15 protein-coding genes are annotated in these 19649 nt (G+C 72.4%); 5 read left to right on the top strand and 10 right to left on the bottom strand.

Annotated elements, in window-relative coordinates; translation table 11 throughout:
• Positions 1-79 precede the first annotated feature (79 nt).
• Together ACH34S_RS15635 and ACH34S_RS15630 are read left to right on the top strand one after the other, a co-directional pair.
• A complete protein-coding gene (locus ACH34S_RS15635) occupies positions 80-2311 on the top strand; it encodes an ATP-dependent RecD-like DNA helicase (RefSeq protein WP_395953358.1) in 2232 nt (743 codons plus the stop codon).
• A gap of 202 nt (positions 2312-2513) precedes the next feature.
• Positions 2514-3257, top strand: coding sequence for a polysaccharide deacetylase family protein (locus ACH34S_RS15630; protein WP_395953357.1), 744 nt, complete (start codon positions 2514-2516; stop codon positions 3255-3257).
• On the opposite strand, the gene ACH34S_RS15625 is transcribed toward ACH34S_RS15630, so the two are convergent.
• On the bottom strand, positions 3247-4773 hold the full coding sequence (locus ACH34S_RS15625; protein WP_395953356.1) for an ABC transporter substrate-binding protein: 1527 nt from the start codon (positions 4771-4773) through the stop codon (positions 3247-3249). The two genes, ACH34S_RS15630 and ACH34S_RS15625, sit on opposite strands and share 11 nt — an antisense overlap.
• Before the next feature lie 166 nt (positions 4774-4939).
• Between ACH34S_RS15625 and ACH34S_RS15620 the strand changes: the two genes are divergently transcribed.
• Complete coding sequence (locus ACH34S_RS15620; protein ID WP_395953355.1) at positions 4940-6379, top strand: LVIVD repeat-containing protein; 1440 nt, start codon at positions 4940-4942, stop codon at positions 6377-6379.
• A gap of 113 nt (positions 6380-6492) precedes the next feature.
• Here the strand turns inward: ACH34S_RS15620 and ACH34S_RS15615 are convergent, their stop codons facing one another.
• The 3 genes from ACH34S_RS15615 to ACH34S_RS15605 all read right to left on the bottom strand — a co-directional run bounded on the left by ACH34S_RS15615 (position 6493) and on the right by ACH34S_RS15605 (position 10131).
• Complete coding sequence (locus ACH34S_RS15615) at positions 6493-7824, bottom strand: aromatic acid exporter family protein (protein ID WP_395953354.1); 1332 nt, start codon at positions 7822-7824, stop codon at positions 6493-6495.
• Between the two features lie 74 nt (positions 7825-7898).
• Entirely contained in the window at positions 7899-8432 is a 534-nt protein-coding gene (locus tag ACH34S_RS15610) for a CGNR zinc finger domain-containing protein (protein ID WP_395953353.1), read from the bottom strand.
• A gap of 253 nt (positions 8433-8685) precedes the next feature.
• Positions 8686-10131 (bottom strand): glutamine synthetase family protein, encoded by a 1446-nt coding sequence (locus tag ACH34S_RS15605; RefSeq protein WP_395953352.1) that lies wholly within the window; start codon positions 10129-10131, stop codon positions 8686-8688.
• Positions 10132-10235: 104 nt separating this feature from the next.
• Between ACH34S_RS15605 and ACH34S_RS15600 the strand changes: the two genes are divergently transcribed.
• Both ACH34S_RS15600 and ACH34S_RS15595 read left to right on the top strand, forming a co-directional pair.
• The gene (locus tag ACH34S_RS15600; RefSeq protein ID WP_395953350.1) at positions 10236-11333 is read left to right on the top strand and encodes an amidohydrolase family protein; all 1098 of its coding nucleotides are present in this window, start codon (positions 10236-10238) and stop codon (positions 11331-11333) included.
• A 20-nt stretch (positions 11334-11353) separates the two neighbouring features.
• Positions 11354-12736 (top strand): FAD-dependent oxidoreductase, encoded by a 1383-nt coding sequence (locus tag ACH34S_RS15595; protein WP_395953349.1) that lies wholly within the window; start codon positions 11354-11356, stop codon positions 12734-12736.
• Positions 12737-12755: 19 nt separating this feature from the next.
• Here ACH34S_RS15595 and ACH34S_RS15590 read toward each other — a convergent pair whose 3' ends face one another.
• From ACH34S_RS15590 to ACH34S_RS15565, 6 genes are all read right to left on the bottom strand, one after another.
• The gene (locus ACH34S_RS15590) at positions 12756-14009 is read right to left on the bottom strand and encodes a tetratricopeptide repeat protein (RefSeq protein ID WP_395953348.1); all 1254 of its coding nucleotides are present in this window, start codon (positions 14007-14009) and stop codon (positions 12756-12758) included.
• A 46-nt stretch (positions 14010-14055) separates the two neighbouring features.
• The gene (locus tag ACH34S_RS15585; protein ID WP_395953347.1) at positions 14056-14991 is read right to left on the bottom strand and encodes an MBL fold metallo-hydrolase; all 936 of its coding nucleotides are present in this window, start codon (positions 14989-14991) and stop codon (positions 14056-14058) included.
• 17 nt (positions 14992-15008) lie between these two features.
• On the bottom strand, positions 15009-16073 hold the full coding sequence (locus tag ACH34S_RS15580; protein WP_395953345.1) for a rod shape-determining protein: 1065 nt from the start codon (positions 16071-16073) through the stop codon (positions 15009-15011).
• Between the two features lie 695 nt (positions 16074-16768).
• The gene (locus tag ACH34S_RS15575; protein ID WP_395953344.1) at positions 16769-17587 is read right to left on the bottom strand and encodes an NlpC/P60 family protein; all 819 of its coding nucleotides are present in this window, start codon (positions 17585-17587) and stop codon (positions 16769-16771) included.
• Positions 17588-17832: 245 nt separating this feature from the next.
• Positions 17833-19260 (bottom strand): aminoglycoside phosphotransferase, encoded by a 1428-nt coding sequence (locus ACH34S_RS15570; protein ID WP_395953343.1) that lies wholly within the window; start codon positions 19258-19260, stop codon positions 17833-17835.
• Positions 19261-19262: 2 nt separating this feature from the next.
• A partial coding sequence (locus ACH34S_RS15565; protein WP_395953341.1) for an alpha-glucosidase C-terminal domain-containing protein occupies positions 19263-19649 on the bottom strand: 387 nt, incomplete at its 5' end.

Here is a 19649-nt window from a genome sequence, read left to right as displayed (position 1 = left end):
TACGTCGGGCCCGCGCCAAGATCTAGATCGCCTGCCGGATCCGGCCATCCTGTCGGCGGGATCGGCCATCATGGTGACCGTGCCGACCTCCCCGACGCCCGACGCCGCGCCGCGTCCGGCGGAGCTTGACGCGGTCTTGGAAAGGATCACCTACGCCAACGAGGACACCGGCTACACCGTCGCCCGTGTCGCGACCGCCAAGAGCGGCAGCGACCTGCTGACCGTCGTCGGGGCGCTGCTGGGCGCGCAGGTGGGGGAGAGCCTGCGCCTGGTCGGACGGTGGCGCTCGCACCCCAAGTACGGCAAGCAGTTCGAGGTCGACTCCTACACGACCGTCCTTCCGGCGACGATCCAGGGCATCCGCCGCTATCTCGGCTCCGGGATGATCAAGGGGATCGGGCCGGTGATGGCCGACCGGATGGTCGGCCACTTCGGCACCGACATCCTCCGCATCATCGAGGAGGAGCCGGAGCGGCTCGTCGAGGTCCAGGGCCTCGGCCCCAAGCGGACGAAGCGGATCGGCGAGGCGTGGGAGGAGCAGAAGGCCATCAAGGAGGTGATGGTCTTCCTCCAGGGCGTCGGGGTGTCGACGTCTCTGGCCGTCCGCATCTACAAGCAGTACGGCGACAGGTCGATCGACACCGTCCGGAAGCAGCCCTACCAGCTCGCGTCCGACGTGTGGGGCATCGGGTTCAAGACGGCCGACACGATCGCGCAGGCCGTCGGCATCCCGCACGACAGCCCCGAGCGGATCAAGGCGGGCCTCCAGTACACGCTGTCGGAGGCCGCCGACGACGGCCACTGCTTCCTGCCGGAGCCGAACCTCGTCACGGCCGCGGAGAAGATCCTCGGCGTCGGGCGTGAGCTGATCGTCCCGGCGCTGGACGAGCTGGCCCGCGACGAGGGCGTCGTCCGCGAGCCCATCCCCGGCGAGGGCGAGGACGCCGCGACGATCCCCGCCGTCTACCTGGTGCCGTTCCACCGCGCCGAACGCTCCCTCGCCCGCGGCCTCCTGGAACTGCTCGACGCGCCCACCGACAGGCTCAAGGCGTTCGCCGACGTCGACTGGGGCAAGGCGCTGCCGTGGCTGCGGCAGCGCACCGGCCAGGAGCTGGCCCCCGAGCAGGAGGAGGCGGTCAAGCTCGCGCTGACGTCCAAGGTGTCGGTGCTGACCGGCGGGCCCGGCTGCGGCAAGAGCTTCACCGTCCGGTCGGTGGTGGAGCTGGCCGCCGCGAAGAAGGCGAAGATCGTCCTGGTGGCGCCGACCGGGCGGGCCGCCAAGCGGCTCGCCGAGCTGACCGGGCACGAGGCCGCGACCGTCCACCGGCTCCTCCAGCTCCAGCCCGGCGGCGACCCCAAGTTCGACCAGGACAACCCCCTCGACGCCGACCTGGTCGTGGTCGACGAGTCGTCCATGGTCGACCTCATCCTCGCGAACAAGCTCGTCAAGGCGATCCCGCGCGGCGCGCACCTGCTGCTCGTCGGGGACGTCGACCAGCTCCCGTCCGTCGGCGCCGGGGAGGTGCTCGCCGACCTGCTCGGCGCCGAGGTGATCCCGCGCGTGCGGCTCACGAAGATCTTCCGGCAGGCGCAGCGGTCCGGGATCGTCGTCAACGCGCACCGCGTCAACTCCGGCGACCATCCGCAGACGCACGGCTTCCCCGACTTCTTCCTGTTCCCCTGCGACGAGCAGGACGAGGCCGCCGAGCTGACCGTGGACGTCGTCGCCAACCGCGTCCCGCGCAGGTTCGGCCTCGACCCGCGCCGCGACGTCCAGGTCCTCACCCCGATGCACCGGGGCGCCGCCGGGGCAGGGGAGCTGAACGCCCGGCTCCAGGAGGCCCTCACCCCGCACGACGACGCGCGCCCCGAACGCCGCTACGGCGGCCGCGTGTTCCGCGTCGGCGACAAGGTCACCCAGCTGCGCAACAACTACGACAAGGGCGAGGCCGGGATCTTCAACGGCACCGTCGGCGTCGTGACCTCCGTATCGCTGGAGGAGCAGTCGCTGACCGTCCTCACCGACGAGGACGAGAGCGTCGGCTACGCCTTCGACGAGCTGGACGAGCTCACCCACGCCTACGCCATCACGATCCACCGCTCGCAGGGCAGCGAGTACCCGGCCGTCGTCATCCCGCTCACCACCGGCGCGTGGATGATGCTGCGCCGCAACCTCCTCTACACGGGCATCACCCGCGCGAAGAAGCTCGTCGTGCTGGTCGGGTCACGCCGGGCGCTCGCCGCCGCCGTCCGCACCGCGGGCGCGGGCCGCCGCCACACCGCCCTCGCGCACCGGCTCTCTCAGCGGTAACGAGCCAGCTCCCAGGGGGCGTGGGCGATCTCCCATGGTGGCGAGCCCGCCGTGCCCGTCCGGCGCGGCGCTGAACCACTACTTGATCAACAGAATGAAATTTCACAAATCAAGCGGGCCGTCAGTAATTGTTGACATGGCTTTCGGGGGTGTTTTCACAATTGGGGGCCCGCCCGCCGGACGATCACCAGAGGAATGGACCATGCCCCGACACGCTCCCGCGCCCGGAAGATTCGCCCCCGCCTTCCGCCGTCCCGTCCTCGCCATGGCCGCGGCGCTCGCGGCCGGGCTCCTGACCGTCGCGACACCCTCCGCATCTGCGGCGGCCACGTCCGGGAACGGCCTCTGCGAGGCGGGCTATGTGGGCCTGACCTACGACGACGGCCCCACCCCCGAGTACACCCTCCCGCTCCTTTCCGCCCTCCGCGAGAACGGCGTCCGGGCCACCTTGTTCAACATCGGCGAGAAGGCGGAGAAGAACCCGGAACTGGTCGCCGCCGAGAAGAAGGCCGGCATGTGGATCGCCAACCACAGCTGGTCGCATCCGAACCTGACGCGGCTCCCGGAGGAGGAGATCGAGTCCGAGCTCGGCCGCACCCAGGACCTCCTTGAGGAGATCACCGGGACGGTGACGACGCTGTTCCGGCCCCCGTTCGGGAGCACGGACGCCACCGTCAAGGGCGTCGCCGAGAGCCTCGGCATGACCGAGATCATCTGGGACGTCGACACCCGGGACTGGAGCGGCAGGTCGGCCGAGGAGATCGTGGAGGAGGCCGTCACCGTGCAGAGCGGCGAGATCATCCTCATGCACGACGGCTATCCCGCGACGATCGAGGCCATCCCGGCGATCGTCGAGAACCTGCGCAGCCGCGACCTGTGCCCCGGCATGATCTCGCCGACCACAGGTAAAGCCGTGGAGCCGGCGGACGACCCCATCAGTCCTTGATGGTCAGGGTCGTGAGGCGGAGGCCGGTGAAGGCTCCGGCGGTGACGCCGCGGACGCGTTCGGACCACACCAGGTGGTCGTGGCGGGACCACAGCGGCATCGCCGGCATGTCCCGCAGCATGGCGGTCTCGGCGAGCCGCGCCGGGATCACGCCGTCGTCCGCGGACGCCGCGCGCTCCGCCTCGGCGACCAGGCCGGTCGTGTAGTCGTCGTCGAAGCCGGTCCCGGCGTCCAGCAGCGGCGCGAGCGCGGCGACGGGCGCGGGGTAGGCGGCGGTGGTGTGCACGACGAACGGGCCGTCCACCTTGCGGTCGGCCAGGGCCTCGGCCAGGCCGGTGACGGGGTGCGGGCGCGCGTCGAGCTTGAGTTCCTGACGGAGCTGCTCGGCGACGGTCCTCACCCACGCGTCGTCGCCCCGGTTCGCCTCGTACCAGAGGTTCACCGGCCCGGCCAGCCCGCCCGCGTCGGCCAGCGCGGCGACCGCGGCCTTCGCGTCGTGCAGGCACAGGCGGCACTGCCCGTCGCGGCGGCCGGGGAGGATGCCGGGCGCGACGAGCGCGTCCGCGGGCGAGTACTGGTGGCCGAGCGGCCCCTCGGTCACGGCGGGCCGGTCGATCGCCATCGACAGCGCCTGCCGGACGGTCGGCGACGCGAGCCGCTTCTCCCAGCCGGGAAACGCCAGGTAGGTCACGTGCCGTCCGGGGACGGCGAGGTGGCGCTCGCCGAAGTCGGCGTCCATCGACTCGTGCCGCTCGGCCGGGACCTGCGTGGCGACGTCGAGCTCCCCGGCCTCGGCGGCGGCGTACTGGCTGCGCGCGTCCGGCATCTGCTTGACCACGACGGAACGCCCGCCCTTCACGGGCGCGAGCACGATCTCCTGCGCGCTTCGCGACCTCAGCCGGAACGGGCCGTTGCCCACGGGCGCGCGCCCGTATGACGCCCAGTCCCGCGAGGTCAGGACGCTCTCGGGCAGCGGGAAGAACGCGGGGTCGCCGAGCAGCGCCGGGAACCCGGCCAGCGGGCGGTCGAGCGTCACCTCGAACGTCCGGTCGTCCTTCACCTTGACGCCGGGGATGCCGTCCGCGCCTCGCTCGGCCCCCTTGATGCGGGCGACGTCGGTGAACAGCCGCGCCCCGGCCCAGCCTTCGCGCAGGACGGCCGTCCAGGCGCCGGTGAAGGAGCGGGACGTGACGGGCGTGCCGTCCTGGAACGTCGCGCCGGGCCGGAGCCGGATCGTCCAGACCTTCCGGTCCGGGCTGGTGATCGACTCGGCGGCGGCGTTCGCGGGCGCGCCCGTCTTCGGGTCGAAGGCGACCAGGCCCGTCCACACCGCGTTCGCGATCATGCGGCCGGTCGTGTCGCGGACGTCGCCGGGCAGCAGCGTCGCCGGGGCCGCCGCGCCGACCGAGATCCGCGGGTCGTCCGGGCCGCTCGCCGCCCGGAGCGCCGCGATCGGCGCCAGCAGGACCACCACGGCTCCGGTGACCAGAGCCGCGGTGCGGGTGGAGCTCTTCAAGGGCCTCTCCCGGGAGCAGGGCGGGGACGCACGGGAGGGTACGGCAGGACGACAGGTCCGACCAGTCCTTACGGTGCTGAGTCCATTTCGTGATGCGCGTCCCTGTTGATCAACGTTCCGGGCTCGTTCACACTGGCGCCTGAGATGATCACTCCTTGGAGGTGCGATGGCTCCCCGCACATCCGTTCCCGTCAGGCGCCTGCTCCAGGGCTGCGGCGCGGTCGCGACGGCCGCCGTCCTGATGGCCGGGACCGCCGCGGCATGCCCGCCCGAGCCGCCCGGCGCCCGGACGGCGACGTCCGCGTCGGAGGGTGAGGGCACCGGTGGCGGACGGCACGCCGGGCACTACCACCGGGCGACCGCCGCGAAGACGGAGTCCGAGGCGATCAAGGGCGTGCGGCGCGTCGGCGGGGTGACCGACGCCAAGGGCGCGATCTCGCTGATGTTCATCGACTACGGGCACGGCCGGCACAAGCGGACGATCATGTACGCGACCGGCGAGTTCGGGCTGAAGGCCTACGACGTCTCCGCCGACCCCCGCTCGCCCAAGCTGGTCGGGCAGCTGAACATGCCCGGCATGTGGGAGACCGAGGACACCGACTACGACCCCGAGCGGAAGATCATCTACCTGTCGCGGGACCCGCGCGCGTTCGGCGGCGACACCAAGACCGGCGAGTCCGGCATCTACGTCGTGGACGCGTCCAAACCGGAGAACCTGCGGCACATCACCTACGTGAAGGTCCCGGCCGGGCACACCACCACCTGCGTCAACGACTGCAAGTACCTGTGGACGGGCGGCCCCGCCAAGGCGGACTGGATGCCCGCGGACTGGGGCGGGCGCCCCGTCTGGGTCACCGACGTCCGCGACCCGGCCAAGCCGAAGGTGTACGAGAAGCCCATCGACACCGGCCGCAACGACGGCAAGACCGACTACACGCACGACATCCAGGTCGACTCCGACGGCGTCGCGTGGGCGTCCGGGCGCGGCGGCGTCCGCGGCTACCACACCTCCGGCAAGCACTACGACCCGGTGGCGAAGAAGTGGCGCAGAGCGACCGCCTACGACCCGGTCCCGTTCGCGGGCGGCGGCCTCGACGAGGCCACCACCAACTCCACCTTCATGCACAACAGCTACCGCGCCACCGGCCGGACCCGGAACCAGGCCGCCGACCCGCGCAGGTGGGGCAACGGCAAGCTGATCTACGTCACCGAGGAGACCTTCAACGACGGCTGCGCCAACGACGGGCTGCTCGTCATCGCGTCGCTGGAGGGCTCCTACCGGGGTGAGGGCTGGCGCTCCACCCCGCAGGACCCGTTCCGGCTGCGCACCGTCGGCACGTGGGGCGTCGCGGGCAAGGAGGGCAGCGACCCGAAGAGCCTGGACTGCTCGGCGCACTACCTCGACGTCCGGGACGGCATCGTCGTCCAGTCGTTCTACGCGCAGGGCACCCGGTTCCTGGACGTCCGCGACCCGACGAACCCGCGCCAGGTCGCCTACTACCGCCCGGCGGACGCCTCCTCCTGGCAGCCGTACTGGCATGGCAAGTACGTATACGTCGCCGACAACACGCGTGGCGTCGACGTGCTGGAGCCGACCTTCCGCTGACCGGCCCCAGCTGAGGTCCATCCGCGCAGAGGCCCGTTCCTGACCCCCAGGGGGCAACCCCTCAGGAACGGGTCTCTGCCTTGCGTCCGGCCTCGAGGCGCCAGGGGCCTTCGTCAGCGCCGCCGCCAGTAGTCCTCGCCGGACTCGCGGGCGGACCGCTCGGCCGCGCCCGCGGCGGACCCGGCGGCCCGGCGGAGCTGGTGCCCGGCCCGCTGGACGGCCCGGACGGGACGCGCGGGCAGGTGCCGGGACGCGCCGCGGTGCCGCCGCCAGTGCTCGCGGGCGCGGGCCCGGTGCTCGACGCGCAGGTTCTCGATCAGCCGGTCGACGTCCATGGTCACCTCGCCGTACAGCGGCCACGGGTCCCCGGCCACGGCCCGCTCGTGCAGCCTGCGGGCGAGCCGGGCGCGGCGCTCGCGGGCGACGTCCACGCGGACCTCCAGCTCGTGCTCGGCGAGGAACGGCCGCGCGTCGCGGGTCAGGTCGGCGCGCGCCAGCCGGCCGTACGCGGCGACGCTGGCGGCGATCCCGGCGAGGGCGTCGCCGAGTTCGCGGCGCAGCGACCCGTCGGTCAGCAGCCGCCCCCGCTCCCCGAGCCGCTCGTCGTCGGCGAGCGCCCGGGTCAGGCCGCGCAGCGACAGCGTGAAGTGCTCCATCGTCTCCATGGCGTTGCGCAGCGCGACGCCCGCGTCGATGAGCCGCCGCGCCCGGGTCCGCGGGTTCAGCCGGACGCTCTCCTCGGCCGCGCCGAGCTCCTGGTCGGCGCGGCCGATCTCGCGGGCGAGCCGCTCGGCGCCGTCCTGCCAGCGGGCCGCCTCGTGGCCGGTCCGCTCGCCGCGCAGCCCGTCGGCGATCTCCTCGATCAGCGCGCGCAGCTTCTCGGTGACGTCCTGGACGGCCTCCTCCGCCGGGCGGACCCGCACCGACGGCGCGAGCAGCGTCGCGGCCAGCCCGGTGGCGGCGCCGATCAGCGTCTCCAGGACCCGCTCGGCGGCGCCGCTCTCGCTGGCCGCCCCCAGCGCGAAGATCAGCATCGCGGAGATCGGCGCCTCCAGGACGTGCTCGCGCAGCCGCAGCACGTGCCCGATGACGAGCGCGGCGAGGATCGTCAGGCCGAGCGTCCACCAGGAGAACCCGATGGTGCTCGCGGCCATCACCGCGACCAGCACCCCCGAGGTGACGGCGGCGACCCGCAGGACGCTCGCCCTGATCGTCTGGTAGACGGAGAACTGGACGACGAGCAGCGCCGTCAGCGGCGACAGCAGTGGCTTCGGCCCGCCCTCGGGCAGCAGCTGCAGGGCCAGCACGTAGGCGGCCACGGCGGTGATCGTCAGCCGCGCGATGCGGTACCCGTCGGAGCGCGCCTCCCGGCGGACGATCGCGCGATCGGCCCGCCGGGTCCGGCGGAACCGATCGGCTCGGCGGCGGAAGAACCCGGACGACATGCCGGACGTCCTTCCCGAAACTCGGCAATGCCTCGGCAAAGCCGCTGAAAGCGAGATAGATCACCCGGAGATGATCAGCTGCGGCGGCGGGCGCGGAAGGCGGCGACGTTCGTCCGGTTCGCGCAGGACTCGGAGCAGAAGCGGCGCCGCCCGGCCCGGGAGGTGTCGGCGTACACGCGGTCGCAGCCGTCGGCCGCGCAGACGCCGGTCCGGGTGAGCCCGTGCTCGACGATCAGCTCGGCGAGGTTCATCAGCGTCGTCGCGCGGAACCGGTCCGGGAGCCGGGACGACGGCGGCGCGTAGTGCATGTGCAGGCCGTGCGGCTCGTGGTCGGCGAGGTGGGGGTGCATCGGGACCTGCAACAGGAGCCGGTTGAGCAGGGCCATCGCGTCCTCCACCCGCTCGGCCTCGAAGAACGGCCGCAGCGTCCGGCCCCAGATGCGGAAGTCGGGGGCGTCGTCGTCCCGGAACTGCCGCCAGAAGAACTCGTTCTCGCGCAGGATCCGGCGCAGCGCGTCGGCGGAGTCGTCACCGCCGGTGCTGGTGACGGCGTTGACCAGCGCCGCCGCGGCGGCCACCCCGTGGCTCTTGTATCCAGTGATCCGCATTGCCGTGGCCTCCGGTGGCATGCCATGCTGTAAACGACATCCTAATTACAACCCTTACAGACTTCCATGGGGATGTGCGCGGTGGAGGAATGCCCACGCTGTGGCTGGCCCGAGTCCGAGGCGTACGAGGTGCTCTCGCGCCACCTGACGTCGGAGGGCGTGGTGACCTACACCCGCTGCGCCTGCGGCGAAGTCCAGGTGCGGGTGCGGCGGTTCGAGCCGAGCCGGGCGGCGCCTGCGCATCGGCCGCGTCCTAGTGGCGCCAGCGGGTGACGGCGGCGATCTCCTCCGGCGACGCGCCGTCCAGCAGCGCGATCTCCCCGCGCCGGACCGCCGACACGGTGTCGGTGACGGCCTCGCCGAGCGCGTCCCGCAGGACGGTGTCCGCCTCGAACGCCGCGACCGACTCCGCCAGCGTCGCGGGCAGCCGCTCGATCCCCCGGGCCGCGCGCTCCTCCTCCGGAAGCGACGCCGGGTCGACCTCGACCGGCTCCGGAAGCCTCAGGTCGGCGCCGAGCCCGTCGCGCCCTGCGGCGAGCAGCGCGGCCAGCAGCAGGTACGGGTTGGCGGCCCCGTCCAGGCACTTGACCTCCAGGTTCGCCGCGCGCGACTGCTCGCCGTCCGCGCCGGTGACGAACCGCAGCGCCGCCTCCCGGTTCTCCAGCCCCCAGCACGCGAACGCGCCCGCCCAGTGCGACGGGACGAGCCGCAGGTAGCTCGCCACCGCCGGCGCCCCGACCGCCAGCAGCGCGGGCAGCCGGCGCAGGATCCCGGCGGCGAACGCCTCACCGGCGGCCGTCATCCCGTACGGCCCGTCGCCGCCCGCCATCGCGTTCACCGCCCCGGACGACCCGTTCTCCTTCCACAGGCTCAGGTGAACGTGCGCGCCGTTGCCGACCGAGTCCGCCTCGACCTTCGGGGAGAACGTGGCGGCCAGGCCGTGCGCCATCGACACCGCCCGGATCGTCTCCCGCACCAGCACGGCGGTGTCGGCCGCGCCGACCGGGTCCTCCGCCGTGACCGACACCTCGTACTGCCCGGCCGCGTACTCGGGGTGCAGCTGCGCGACGGCGACCCCGGTCTCCTTCAGCGCGGACAGGACGTCCCGCAGGTATCCGGCCAGCTCCGTGACCCGCGTCATCCCGTACGCCGGGCCGCGGCACGCCGGGACGAAGCCGTCCCCGCCGCCCTTCGGCCCGTCCCGCAAAGACACCGCCCATTCGATCTCGACGGCGGCCTTCACCGACCAGCCGCCCTCCGCGAGCCGCTCGGTCTCGCGGCGCAGCAGCGCCCGCGTGTCCAGCGGGTGGACGCCGCCGTCCTGCGCGTACCGGAGCGCGGGCGCGTGCGCCCAGCCCGGCAGCGCCGACATGATGCGGAGGCGGCCGAGGTCCGGGTGGAGCCGCAGGTCACCGGCCGGGCCGCCGATGTGCTTCCCGGACGTGATCGAGTCGTCCAGCAGGAACACGTCGAACACCGGCGACATCCCGACGCCCCAGGTCGCCGCGTGCTCCAGCCGCTCCACCGGGACGGTCTTGGTCCGCGTGATCCCGCTGACGTCCACCCAGGTGAGCGCGACGGCCACGATGTCCTGCCCGGCCAGCCGCCGGGCGGTCTCGGCCGCCCGCCTGCCGAGCCGGGCACGGGCGTGCGCGTCCAGGCTCTGCCCGGCGGTGACGATCTCAGGGGTCTGTTCCACGGTGCTGGCTCCCGATCGGAGTGGCGTCGGCGTGACGGGGCGACGAGTGACGTCCCGCACAGGCATCGTAGGGAGATCATCCCCTCTCAGGGAGGAGACGGGCCGTGCTGGAATTCCTGGAGTCGCTGCCGCTGGCCGACCACCACTGCCACGGCGTCCTCGACCGCGACCTGGACCGCGCCGGGTTCGAGGAGCTGCTGACAGAGGCGGACTCCGCGGGCCCGCCGGGCGTCAGCATGTTCGACACGCAGGTCGGGTTCGCGCTGCGGCGCTGGTGCCCGCCCGTCCTGGGCCTGGACGCGCACGCGGAACCGGACGCCTACCTCGCCCGCCGCGCCGAGCTGGGCGCCGCCGAGGTGAACCGCCGATTCCTGGACGCCGCCGGGCTGGACGCCCTGTGCGTGGACACCGGGTACACGCCGCAGTCGCTCCTGGACCCGCCCGAACTCGGACGTCTCGCGGGCGCGTCGGCGCACGAGATCGTCCGGCTGGAGAGCGTCGCAGAGCAGGCCGCGGCGTCCGGCGTCGACGCCGCGCGCTTCGCCGACGAGGTCCGCGCCCGCGTCCAGCGGCACGACGCGGTCGGCGCGAAGTCGATCGCCGCGTACCGGGCCGGGCTGGAGCTGTCGGGCGACCGCCCGTCCCCGGCGGAGGTCACGGCGGCGGCCGGACGCCTCATGAGGTCGGACGCACCGCGCGTGCACGACGAGGTCCTGCACCGCTTCCTCGTCTGGTGCGCGGTCGACGCCGGGCTGCCGGTGCAGTTCCACGTCGGGCTCGGCGACGTCGACGCCGACCTGCGCCGCGGCGACCCGCTGCTGCTCGTCGAGCTGCTGCGCGCGATGGACCCCGTGCCCGCGATGCTCCTGCACAACTATCCGTTCCACCGGAACGCGGGCTACCTCGCCCAGGTGCTCCCGAACGTGTACGTCGACGCGGGCCTCGCGACCCACAACCTCGGGCACCGCTCGCCCGTGCTGATCGCCGAGTTGCTGGAGCTCGCGCCGTTCGGGAAGGTGCTTTACTCGTCGGACGCGTTCGGGCTGGCCGAGCTTTTCCACCTGGGCGCGCTGCTGTTCCGGCGCGGCCTCGCGGGCTTCCTCGCCGGGGGAGTGGAGGACGGCGCCTGGACGGCCCGGGACGCCGAACGCGTCGCGGGCCTGATCGCGTCCGGCAACGCCCGCCGCGTGTACGGGATCTGAGAACCCGAGGGGGATGCGTCATGGCAGCACGGGAACGGCTGCTCGTCATCGGGGGCGACGCGGCGGGGATGAGCACCGCGTCCCAGGCCCGCAGGCTCCGGGGCGCCGACGACCTGGAGATCCTCGTCGTCGAACGCGGGCATCACGTGTCCTATTCGGCGTGCGGCATCCCGTACTACGTCGGCGGCGTGGTCGAGGAGCTCGACGACCTCATCGCCCGCACGCCCGCCCAGTTCCGCGACCGCGACATCGACGTGCGGCTGCGCACCGAGGCCGTCGAGATCGACGTGTCCGGCGGACGGGTCCGGGTACGCGACCACGAGAGCGGCGGCGAGCGCTGGGAGCCCTACGACCACCTCATGGTCGCGACCGGCGCCGTCCCCGCACGGCCGCGCCTGCCCGGTGCGGACGCGCGCGGCATCCACGGCGTCCAGATCCTCGACGACGGCATCGGCATCCGCCGCGTCCTCGAACGGGACAGGCCGCGGCGCGCGGTCGTGGTCGGCGGCGGCTACATCGGCCTGGAGATGGCCGAGGCGATGGTGATGCGCGGCCTGGAGGTGTCCATCGTGGACGCCGCCGACCAGCCCATGCGGACCCTCGACCCCGACATGGGCGCCGTCATCGCCGACGCGATCCGCGACATCGGCGTGGAACTGCACCTCGGGGAGCCGGTCGAGGCCTTCGACACCTCCCCCGACGGGCACGTCACCGCCGTCCGCACCGCGAACGGGACGCACCCCGCCGACATCGTCGTCCTCGGGCTCGGCGTGCGCCCGGCGTCCGACCTGGCCCGCGCCGCCGGGATCGAGACCGGCCCGACCGGCGGCATCGTCACCGACCGCCGGATGCGCACCCGCACCGACCGGGTCTGGGCCGCGGGCGACTGCGTCGAGACCCGGCACCTCGTCTCCGGCGCCCCCGTCGCGATCGCGCTCGGCACGCACGCCAACAAGCAGGGCCGCGTCGCCGGGATCAACCTCGGCGGCGGCTACGCCACGTTCCCCGGCGTCGTCGGCACCGCCGTGTCGAAGATCTGCCGGATCGAGGTCGCGCGGACCGGGCTGAACGAGCGCGAGGCCGCCGCCGCCGGGTTCGCCACGCTGAGCGCGGCCGTCGAGTCCACCACCCGCGCGGGCTACCACCCGGGCGCCACCATGATGCGGACCAAGCTGATCGCCGAGCGCCGCTCGGGACGGCTGCTCGGCGCGCAGATCGTCGGCGAGGAGAACGCCGCCAAGCGCGTCGACGGCCTCGCGATCGCGCTGTGGAACGGCATGACCGTGGAGCAGATGACGGGCCTCGACCTCGGCTACGCGCCGCCGTTCTCGCCCGTCTGGGACCCGGTCCTCATCGCCGCCCGCAAGGCCGCCGAGGCCGTCGAACGCGACATGACCGGCTAGTCGGCGGCCTACCCGGCGGCTAGGCGAAACGGCTGCTCGGGACCGGGCCGGGGGAGCGGACCGCGTCCCGGGGGCCGGTGAGCCACCGCCCGGAGACCGCCCGCGTGAATTCGGCGAGGGCCTCGTCGGGGTCGGGCGGTGTGGCACCGTCGCCCTCGTCGTCCTCCGGGACGGCCCGGACGATCTCGTCCGCCAGCTCCTCCGCGGGCCGCTCGTCCGCCGGGACGGTCTCGGTCTCGCCCTCGGGCGTCACCCGAAGCTGCTCGCCCCACGGCGCGACGACGATCTGGTGCAGGAGGCCGGTGACGTCGGCGCTGACGGCGGGCGGATCCGTCCAGCAGGTGGCGCGCTCGAACAGGATCTGCCCCTCGGCGCGCTCCCGCAGCCAGTCCGCCTCGGTCTCGTTCAGGTCGTAGGCGACCACCAGGACGTCGGGGCGCCCGGGGGCGTACGGCTCCGCCGGGAGCCCGAGCACCTCCGCCGCCGCCAGCCCGAGGATCCGGCTCGACCGGTCCGGCAGGAGCCCGACCGACGCGGGCCGCCGTCCGGCCGCGTCCAGGATCACCCGCAGCCGGTCGAGGACCCGGCGGCATGTCGCGAAGCTGTCGGACATGTACGCGAAGCGCCCCGTCATCCCCTGGTCGAACCCGTACGGAGAGACCGTCGCCAGGATGCTGCCGCCGAGCGCGAAGTGCCAGCCCCGCAGAGCCTTGGAGTCCAGCGGGCCGGCGTCCCGCGCCGCGCGCGCCCTGGCGAGCATCCGCGCGAGCCGGTCACGGGCGGGCGCCCAGTCGGCGTCGTCCGGGACGGGCAGCGCCGTCGCCTCCCGGTCCGCCCGGACGAGATCCCCGGCCAGCAGCGCGTTGTAGGCGAGCAGGTACCGGGCGGGCCAGGGCTCCAGCGACACCACGCGCGGCTCCAGCGCGGCGACGGCCTCGGCGTGCCGGTTCTCCCGCTCCAGCGCCGAGACCAGCTCCATCAGCAGCGCCGGCTCGTCGGGCATCAGCTCCAGCGCCCGCCGCAGCGCCGGGATCGCCAGGAACGGCACGCCGCGCTCGATGCACGCGTACCCGAAGTCGTACAGCTCCTGCGGCCCCCGCGCGCGGACCATCGCGGCCGCCGCCTCCCGCATGTCGTCGAACCCGGACCGTGCCGCCGCGCCCTCCATGAGCCCCGCCACCTCGGCCAGGTCCATGTCGTCCGCGTTGAACCGCAGATGCCGGATGAGTCCGGCGATGTCCCCGTTGTCGAGAAGTGCCCGCGCTTCGCTCATGAGCGGCCACGCTACAACCGGCACTTGCCGAGATTCACGACATTTTCTAGGCGCGGCAGGTCAGCGGGCGCCCGCCGTTGAACTCGATCATGTCGTCGAGCGCGGCGACCAGGTCGATCGGCGCGCCGGGTTCGAGACCGTCCAGCTCGGCGTAGGCGCGGTGCAGGTTGCCGACGAGCCGCTCGGCGTCGGTCAGCTCCGCGAACGGCCCGAGATCGGCCTCCCGCGCGGCCTCCAGCGGCGCCAGCCCGGCCGCCTTCCCCGCCCGCGCCGTCGCCTGGACGAACCGGGCATACGCGACAACCCGATCGATCAGCTCCGGCCCCGCCACCGGCCCGTGCCCCGGGACGATCACCTCCGCGTCCAACGGCGCGACGACCTCCTCCAGCACCTTGATCGCACCGGCCACCGACCCCTGCATCAGGAACGGCGTCCCGCCGTTGAACAGAAGATCCCCGCAGAACAGGACCCGCCGATCGGGAATCCAGACGATCGAGTCATTCGTCGTATGCGCGGGCATCCCGACATGCCGGACCTCGCACCGCAGATCGTCCACCCAAAGGGTCACGCCATCGCGGTAGGTAAGGAACGGCGGCTCAAGCTCGACCGCGCCCCAGTCGACCTTCGTCCAGAACGGCTCGTCGAACGGCTTGCCCCACGCGATCGCGCCCGCCCGCGTCTCCTCGTGCCCGACGACGGTCGCGCCGGAGAACAGGTAGTTGCCGAACGTGTGATCGCCATGATGATGCGTGTTGACCAGCGTCCGGACAGGCGCCCCCGTGACCGACCGGATGGCCTCCAGATAGGCACGGGTCCTGCGCTCGGTGGAACAGGAATCGACACTGATCACGCCCCGCGCCCCGGCGAGGAAGCCGGTGTTGTTGATCCACCAGGTGCCGTCCGGCTGGACGTAGGCGAACACCCCGTCCGAGACCTCCTGCAACCGCGGGCTTCCGGGACCCTCGCCGGGTGCGTCGCTCATGGGACCCGGAGTCTAGGTCAGTACTCGAACTCGGGCACGGTCGTCACGACATGCGGCCGCGGGGAGCTCTCCCTGGCGGACGGCTCCTGCGAATGCGCCGACCGCAGCACCTCCCCGGCGCCGAGCACGGCCGCGTCGCCCGTCTCGTCCCCGATCCGGGCGGCCAGTCCGGTCCGCTCACGGATCAGCCGCTCCAGCCCCGGCAGCCGCGCAGAGCCCCCCGTCAGCGTGATCCCGACACTCAGCAGATCACCAGAGATCTCCGGAGAGCACCCCGCGAGCCCTTCACCGATCGCCTCGACGATCTCGGCCACCGGCCCGGCGATCGCCCGCCCGACGTCCACGGTCGTGAGAACCACCTCGCGCGGCATCCCCGTAGCGACATCGCGCCCGTGCACCACCGTCTGCCGCACCGGCCGCCGCCCGAGCGGCGGCACCGCCCCGACCGCCAGCTTCGCGGCCTCCGCCGCCGACACCGACAGCGCCACGTTCTGCTCCCGCCGCACCAGCGCCACGATGGCACGGTCCAACGCGGCCCCGCCGACATGCGCGGTATGGGACGTGACGAGCCCGCCGAACGCGATCACGCCGACATCGGTGACGTCCGCGCCGATGTCGGCGATGACCGCGACCTCGGGCCGCGCCGACGACGTCATGCCCATCCCGATGGCGGCGGCGATCGGCGTCGGCACCAGCGTGAGCCGCCGCGCGCCCGCCTGGTACGCGGAGAACTGCAGCGCCCGGTAGTGCACCGAACTCAGCCCGCTCGGCACCGTCATCACCAGCCGCGGCCGCGCCGTGTAATGGCGCCGGTGATGCTTGCGCACGAGGTGGCGCATCAGGTACTCGGCCTCATCGGTTTCGGTCGGCGCGCCCCTCCGAATCGGCCGGACGAGGGTCACGTCGGGATTGCGTCCCGCCATCTCCTGCGCCGACCCCCCGAGCGCGAGGATGCGCCCGGTCCGCCGGCATCGGGCGAGCAGCGACGGTTCCCGGCAGACGACGCCGCGGTCTCGGACATGCATCCGCACGGTGGCGCTGCCCAGGTCGATAGCGGTGTCCCGGCCCGCGAAGTCCCACATCGCGTTCCCTCCCAATCGCCCCGAAAGTCGCAAGAGCCCTGATGATGCCCGTGCGCCCGGTCCCGATGCCCACGCCGGAGTAAGCGAATGGCAACGTCCTAGCGATCAAGCACCCGAAATACCCGGAACGCCACCCACCCCCGCACACCAAACCGCCCACCAGTACCGCCCAGCCACCAAGAGATCATGTAGAGACGGTGTCAATCCCCGCCCGTTGGACGGGACCTACTCCCCGAGCCGGGCCAGGGCGCGGGACTCCCAGCAGTACAGATGCCCGACCCTCTGCTGAGCCACCAGATGGACCCGCGCGCCCCACAGCAACGCGCCCTCGGGACGGGGCGCGAGCGCGTCGATGACAGGCGTAGCGTCAGCATCGGTGTTGCTAAGCAGCGGAGATGTGCGGCGTCCACCCAGGCTGGTCGTCGAGCTGACGGGCGCGCACGGCGGCGGCCACCGCCTCACGGATGGGTCGCGCGGACCGGGTCGAGAGCTCGCGGCGACCTGATGCCGAGCATGACCCCGCAGTCATCACGCCGGCCTCGTCGTCGGAGGTCATATGGAGCCACTCGGCCGGGACCGGCTCCAGGCCGCTTCTTCCGCGCTAGCTGTGCGTGGCTCGATCTCTCGTGGGAGGCGCACCGGGGGTTCGCCACCGCCATGGGCGTCGAGGACGTCCATGGCGGTGGGCCTGGTGGTTAGTGGGGTTCGTGGCCTGGTGCTGTTAGTTCTTCTAGCGGGCCTACGTATTTTTCCCAGGCGTCCGGGTTGTCGGGTTTTGCCTTGTATCTCGGGCGGGGTTCTGGCTTGGTCTCTGTTGGTGGGGAGTCGTCGGGGAGGGTGGGTGATGTATCGGATGGTGGCGGAATGTCGGGGGTCCGCTGCTTATCTGGGGGCTTGTTGGCCACGCGTTCGTCGGAGCCCATCCGGTCGATTTTCTCGACGAGCTCCTTCACCGACGGCGACCACTCCTTGTAGGCGGGAGCGCCCGGGCGTACCGCGCCCGCGAATTGCTGCTTTCGGCGTGCGTTGAGCTTGTCGATTCTCACTCGCGCGCCGGTGTACGGGGCGTGCAGGTAGCGGTTCTTGCCGACGTAGAGCCCGACGTGGTTTCGGTTGCGGAAGAAGACCAGGTCCCCGGGCTTGAGGTCCTTCAGAGCCACCTTCCGCTTCACTTGGCGGTACTGCGCGTGGGTGACGCGGGGGAGATCGACGCCCGCCTTTCGCCACGCTGCCATCGCGAGGCCGGAGCAGTCGTAGCCGCCAGGGCCTTCCGCGCCCCACCGGTACGGCTTGCCGATCTGCTTGCGCGCGAACGCCAGGGCCTTGCTCGCGCCCTCGCGCTGCGACGCCTCGCGTGTGCGGTACCGGTCGTACGCCCGGACCTTCTTCAGCGTGGCGGAGTCGAGGTGCAGGCTCTTCAGCACCGTGGGATTGAGCGCGGCCAGCGCCTGCGAGCCCGTCGGGACCACCAGCGCGAGCCCGGCCACCGATACGGTGACGGCCGTCCGGAGCATTCTCTGTTTTCGGACGCCCGCCCGGGCACGGCCGGTATGGCCGACGGCTGTTCCGTTTCCGTGTGCGTGTCCTGCGGTGGACATTCGGGTGCTCTCCCGTTCCCTCGTCGTCCGGCCTTTCCGCCGGGGCAGGTGATCTCCCTGCCGAAGGTTCGGGTACCCGTTGATCGCGCCGTGATTTTTCCGAGCGTGCTGATTTTACATGATCATGAACTGGAATTAGCGGCGGCCTTTGGTGTCTTTGATCATGCGGTCAGATGGGCGAGCGATTTCAGCGGGACGGGCAGCCAGGCCGGGCGGTTCTGTGCCTCGTACCGCACCTCGTAGACGGCCTTCTCGAATTCGAAGGCGCGAATGAGCACCGAATGCGCCGCCGGGTCGGGGCCGCCCGCCGCCGCGTAGCCGCGGCAGAACGCGGCCCTGTTCCGCGCCGCCCACGCGTGCGCCCGCGTCTCCAGCCGGCCGCCGGGTTCGGGCGGAATCGTCCCGGGCTTGGCGATGAGGAAGCGGGCCGCGTACTCGAAGGAGCGCAGCATCCCGGCGACGTCCCGGAGCGGATGCGCGAGGGCGCGGCGCTCGTGTTGGGTGCGGGCGGGCTCGCCCTCGAAGTCGAGCAGCGTCCAGCCGCTTTCGGTGCGCAGGACCTGGCCGAGGTGGTAGTCGCCGTGGACGCGCTGGACCGGCAGCGGCTCCGCCTGCGCCGCGAGGTCGAGAAACGCTCCGGTGAGCGACTTGGCGTGCGGCGCCAGGCGGGGCACGGCGCGGCACGTCCCGGTCAGTTCGGCGTTCATGCGGGCGGCCATCGCGCGGACCTCGGCGGCGGGCAGCATCGTCACGCCGAACGCGTCCGCGAGCGCCCGGTGCACCTCGGCGGTCGCCGCGCCGAGCCGCTCGGCCTCGGCCGCGAAGTCGCCGCCGGCGGCGCTCGCGTCCAGCTCGGCCCACTCGCCCTCCCAGCCGGTGTCGCACGGCGGCGGGGTGTGCGCGAACCAGTCCCGGACGCTCGCGATCGCGAGGCTCCAGCCGTCCGCGCCTGTGTGCAGGTAGTCGGACAAGAGGCCGAGCGTGACCGGTTCTCTGTGCGGGGCGGGCTCCAGTTCCAGCCAGCCGAGGACGGCTGGGACGTGTGCGCAGCCGCCTTGGGTCAGTGCGAGGTTGACCTCCAGGTCGGGGTTGAGGCCGGGGGAGAGGCGGCGGAAGAGCTTGCAGATGTAGGCGTCGCCGAAGAGGAGGGAGGTGTTGCTCTGCTCGGCTGTGATGGGAAGGCTCGTCAGGTCCGTGCGGATGCGGGCGCCGTCGGCGTGGCGGAATCGGAGCGGGCCGATGGACGCGCCGGCGGCGAGCTCGTCCAGCAGTGTGCGGGTGAGGTCGGGGTCGTGGGCGGCGTCGTAGAGGTGTGCCTTCCGGGCGTTGTGGGTGGACGCGCCTATCTCGACGTGCCTGAGCCGGTCGGGCAGGTCGTGGCGGACGCCGAGAAGCAGCTGGTAATGGTCGACGGTGCCGTTCTGGTGGACGTCGAGGATGAGGTGGTGCATGGCGGGGTCGCCGGTGCGGAGTTCGGTGGCGGTGCCGATGGTGAGGTCGTCGATGGGGCCGTCTTTGCCGCCGAACCAGCGTTGTCTCGGGAGCCATTCCGCGAGGGCACGTGTGAGGGTCGGATGGGGTGGCAGCACGGTCAGGGGGTCCTTTCCGTGCGGGGGGACGGTTCCGTGTCGTCGTCTGGTGGGTTCAGCTGGAACCAGAAGAAGCCGTGTCCGGGAAGCGTCATCAGGTAGGGGAGTTCGCCGATGGCGGGGAATTGGACGCCGCCCATGCATTCGACGGGGGAGTAGCCCTCGAATCGGCGAAGGTCGAGTTCGACGGGCTGCGGGAAGCGGGAAAGGTTGCTGATGCACAGGACGGTGTCCATCTCGCCCCACGGGCTCTCGTCCTCGGTGATTTCGCGGGTGAAGGCGAGGACGGAGGGGTTGGAGGCGGAGAGTTCGACGTAGGTGCCGACGCCGAAGACGGGGTGGCGTTGGCGGATTTCGATCATTTTGCGGGTCCAGTGCAGGAGGGAGCC

The organism is Actinomadura sp. 3N508 (assembly GCF_044326375.1).
GTDB lineage: Bacteria > Actinomycetota > Actinomycetes > Streptosporangiales > Streptosporangiaceae > Spirillospora.
This window is presented reverse-complemented; position numbering and strand designations above follow the sequence as displayed.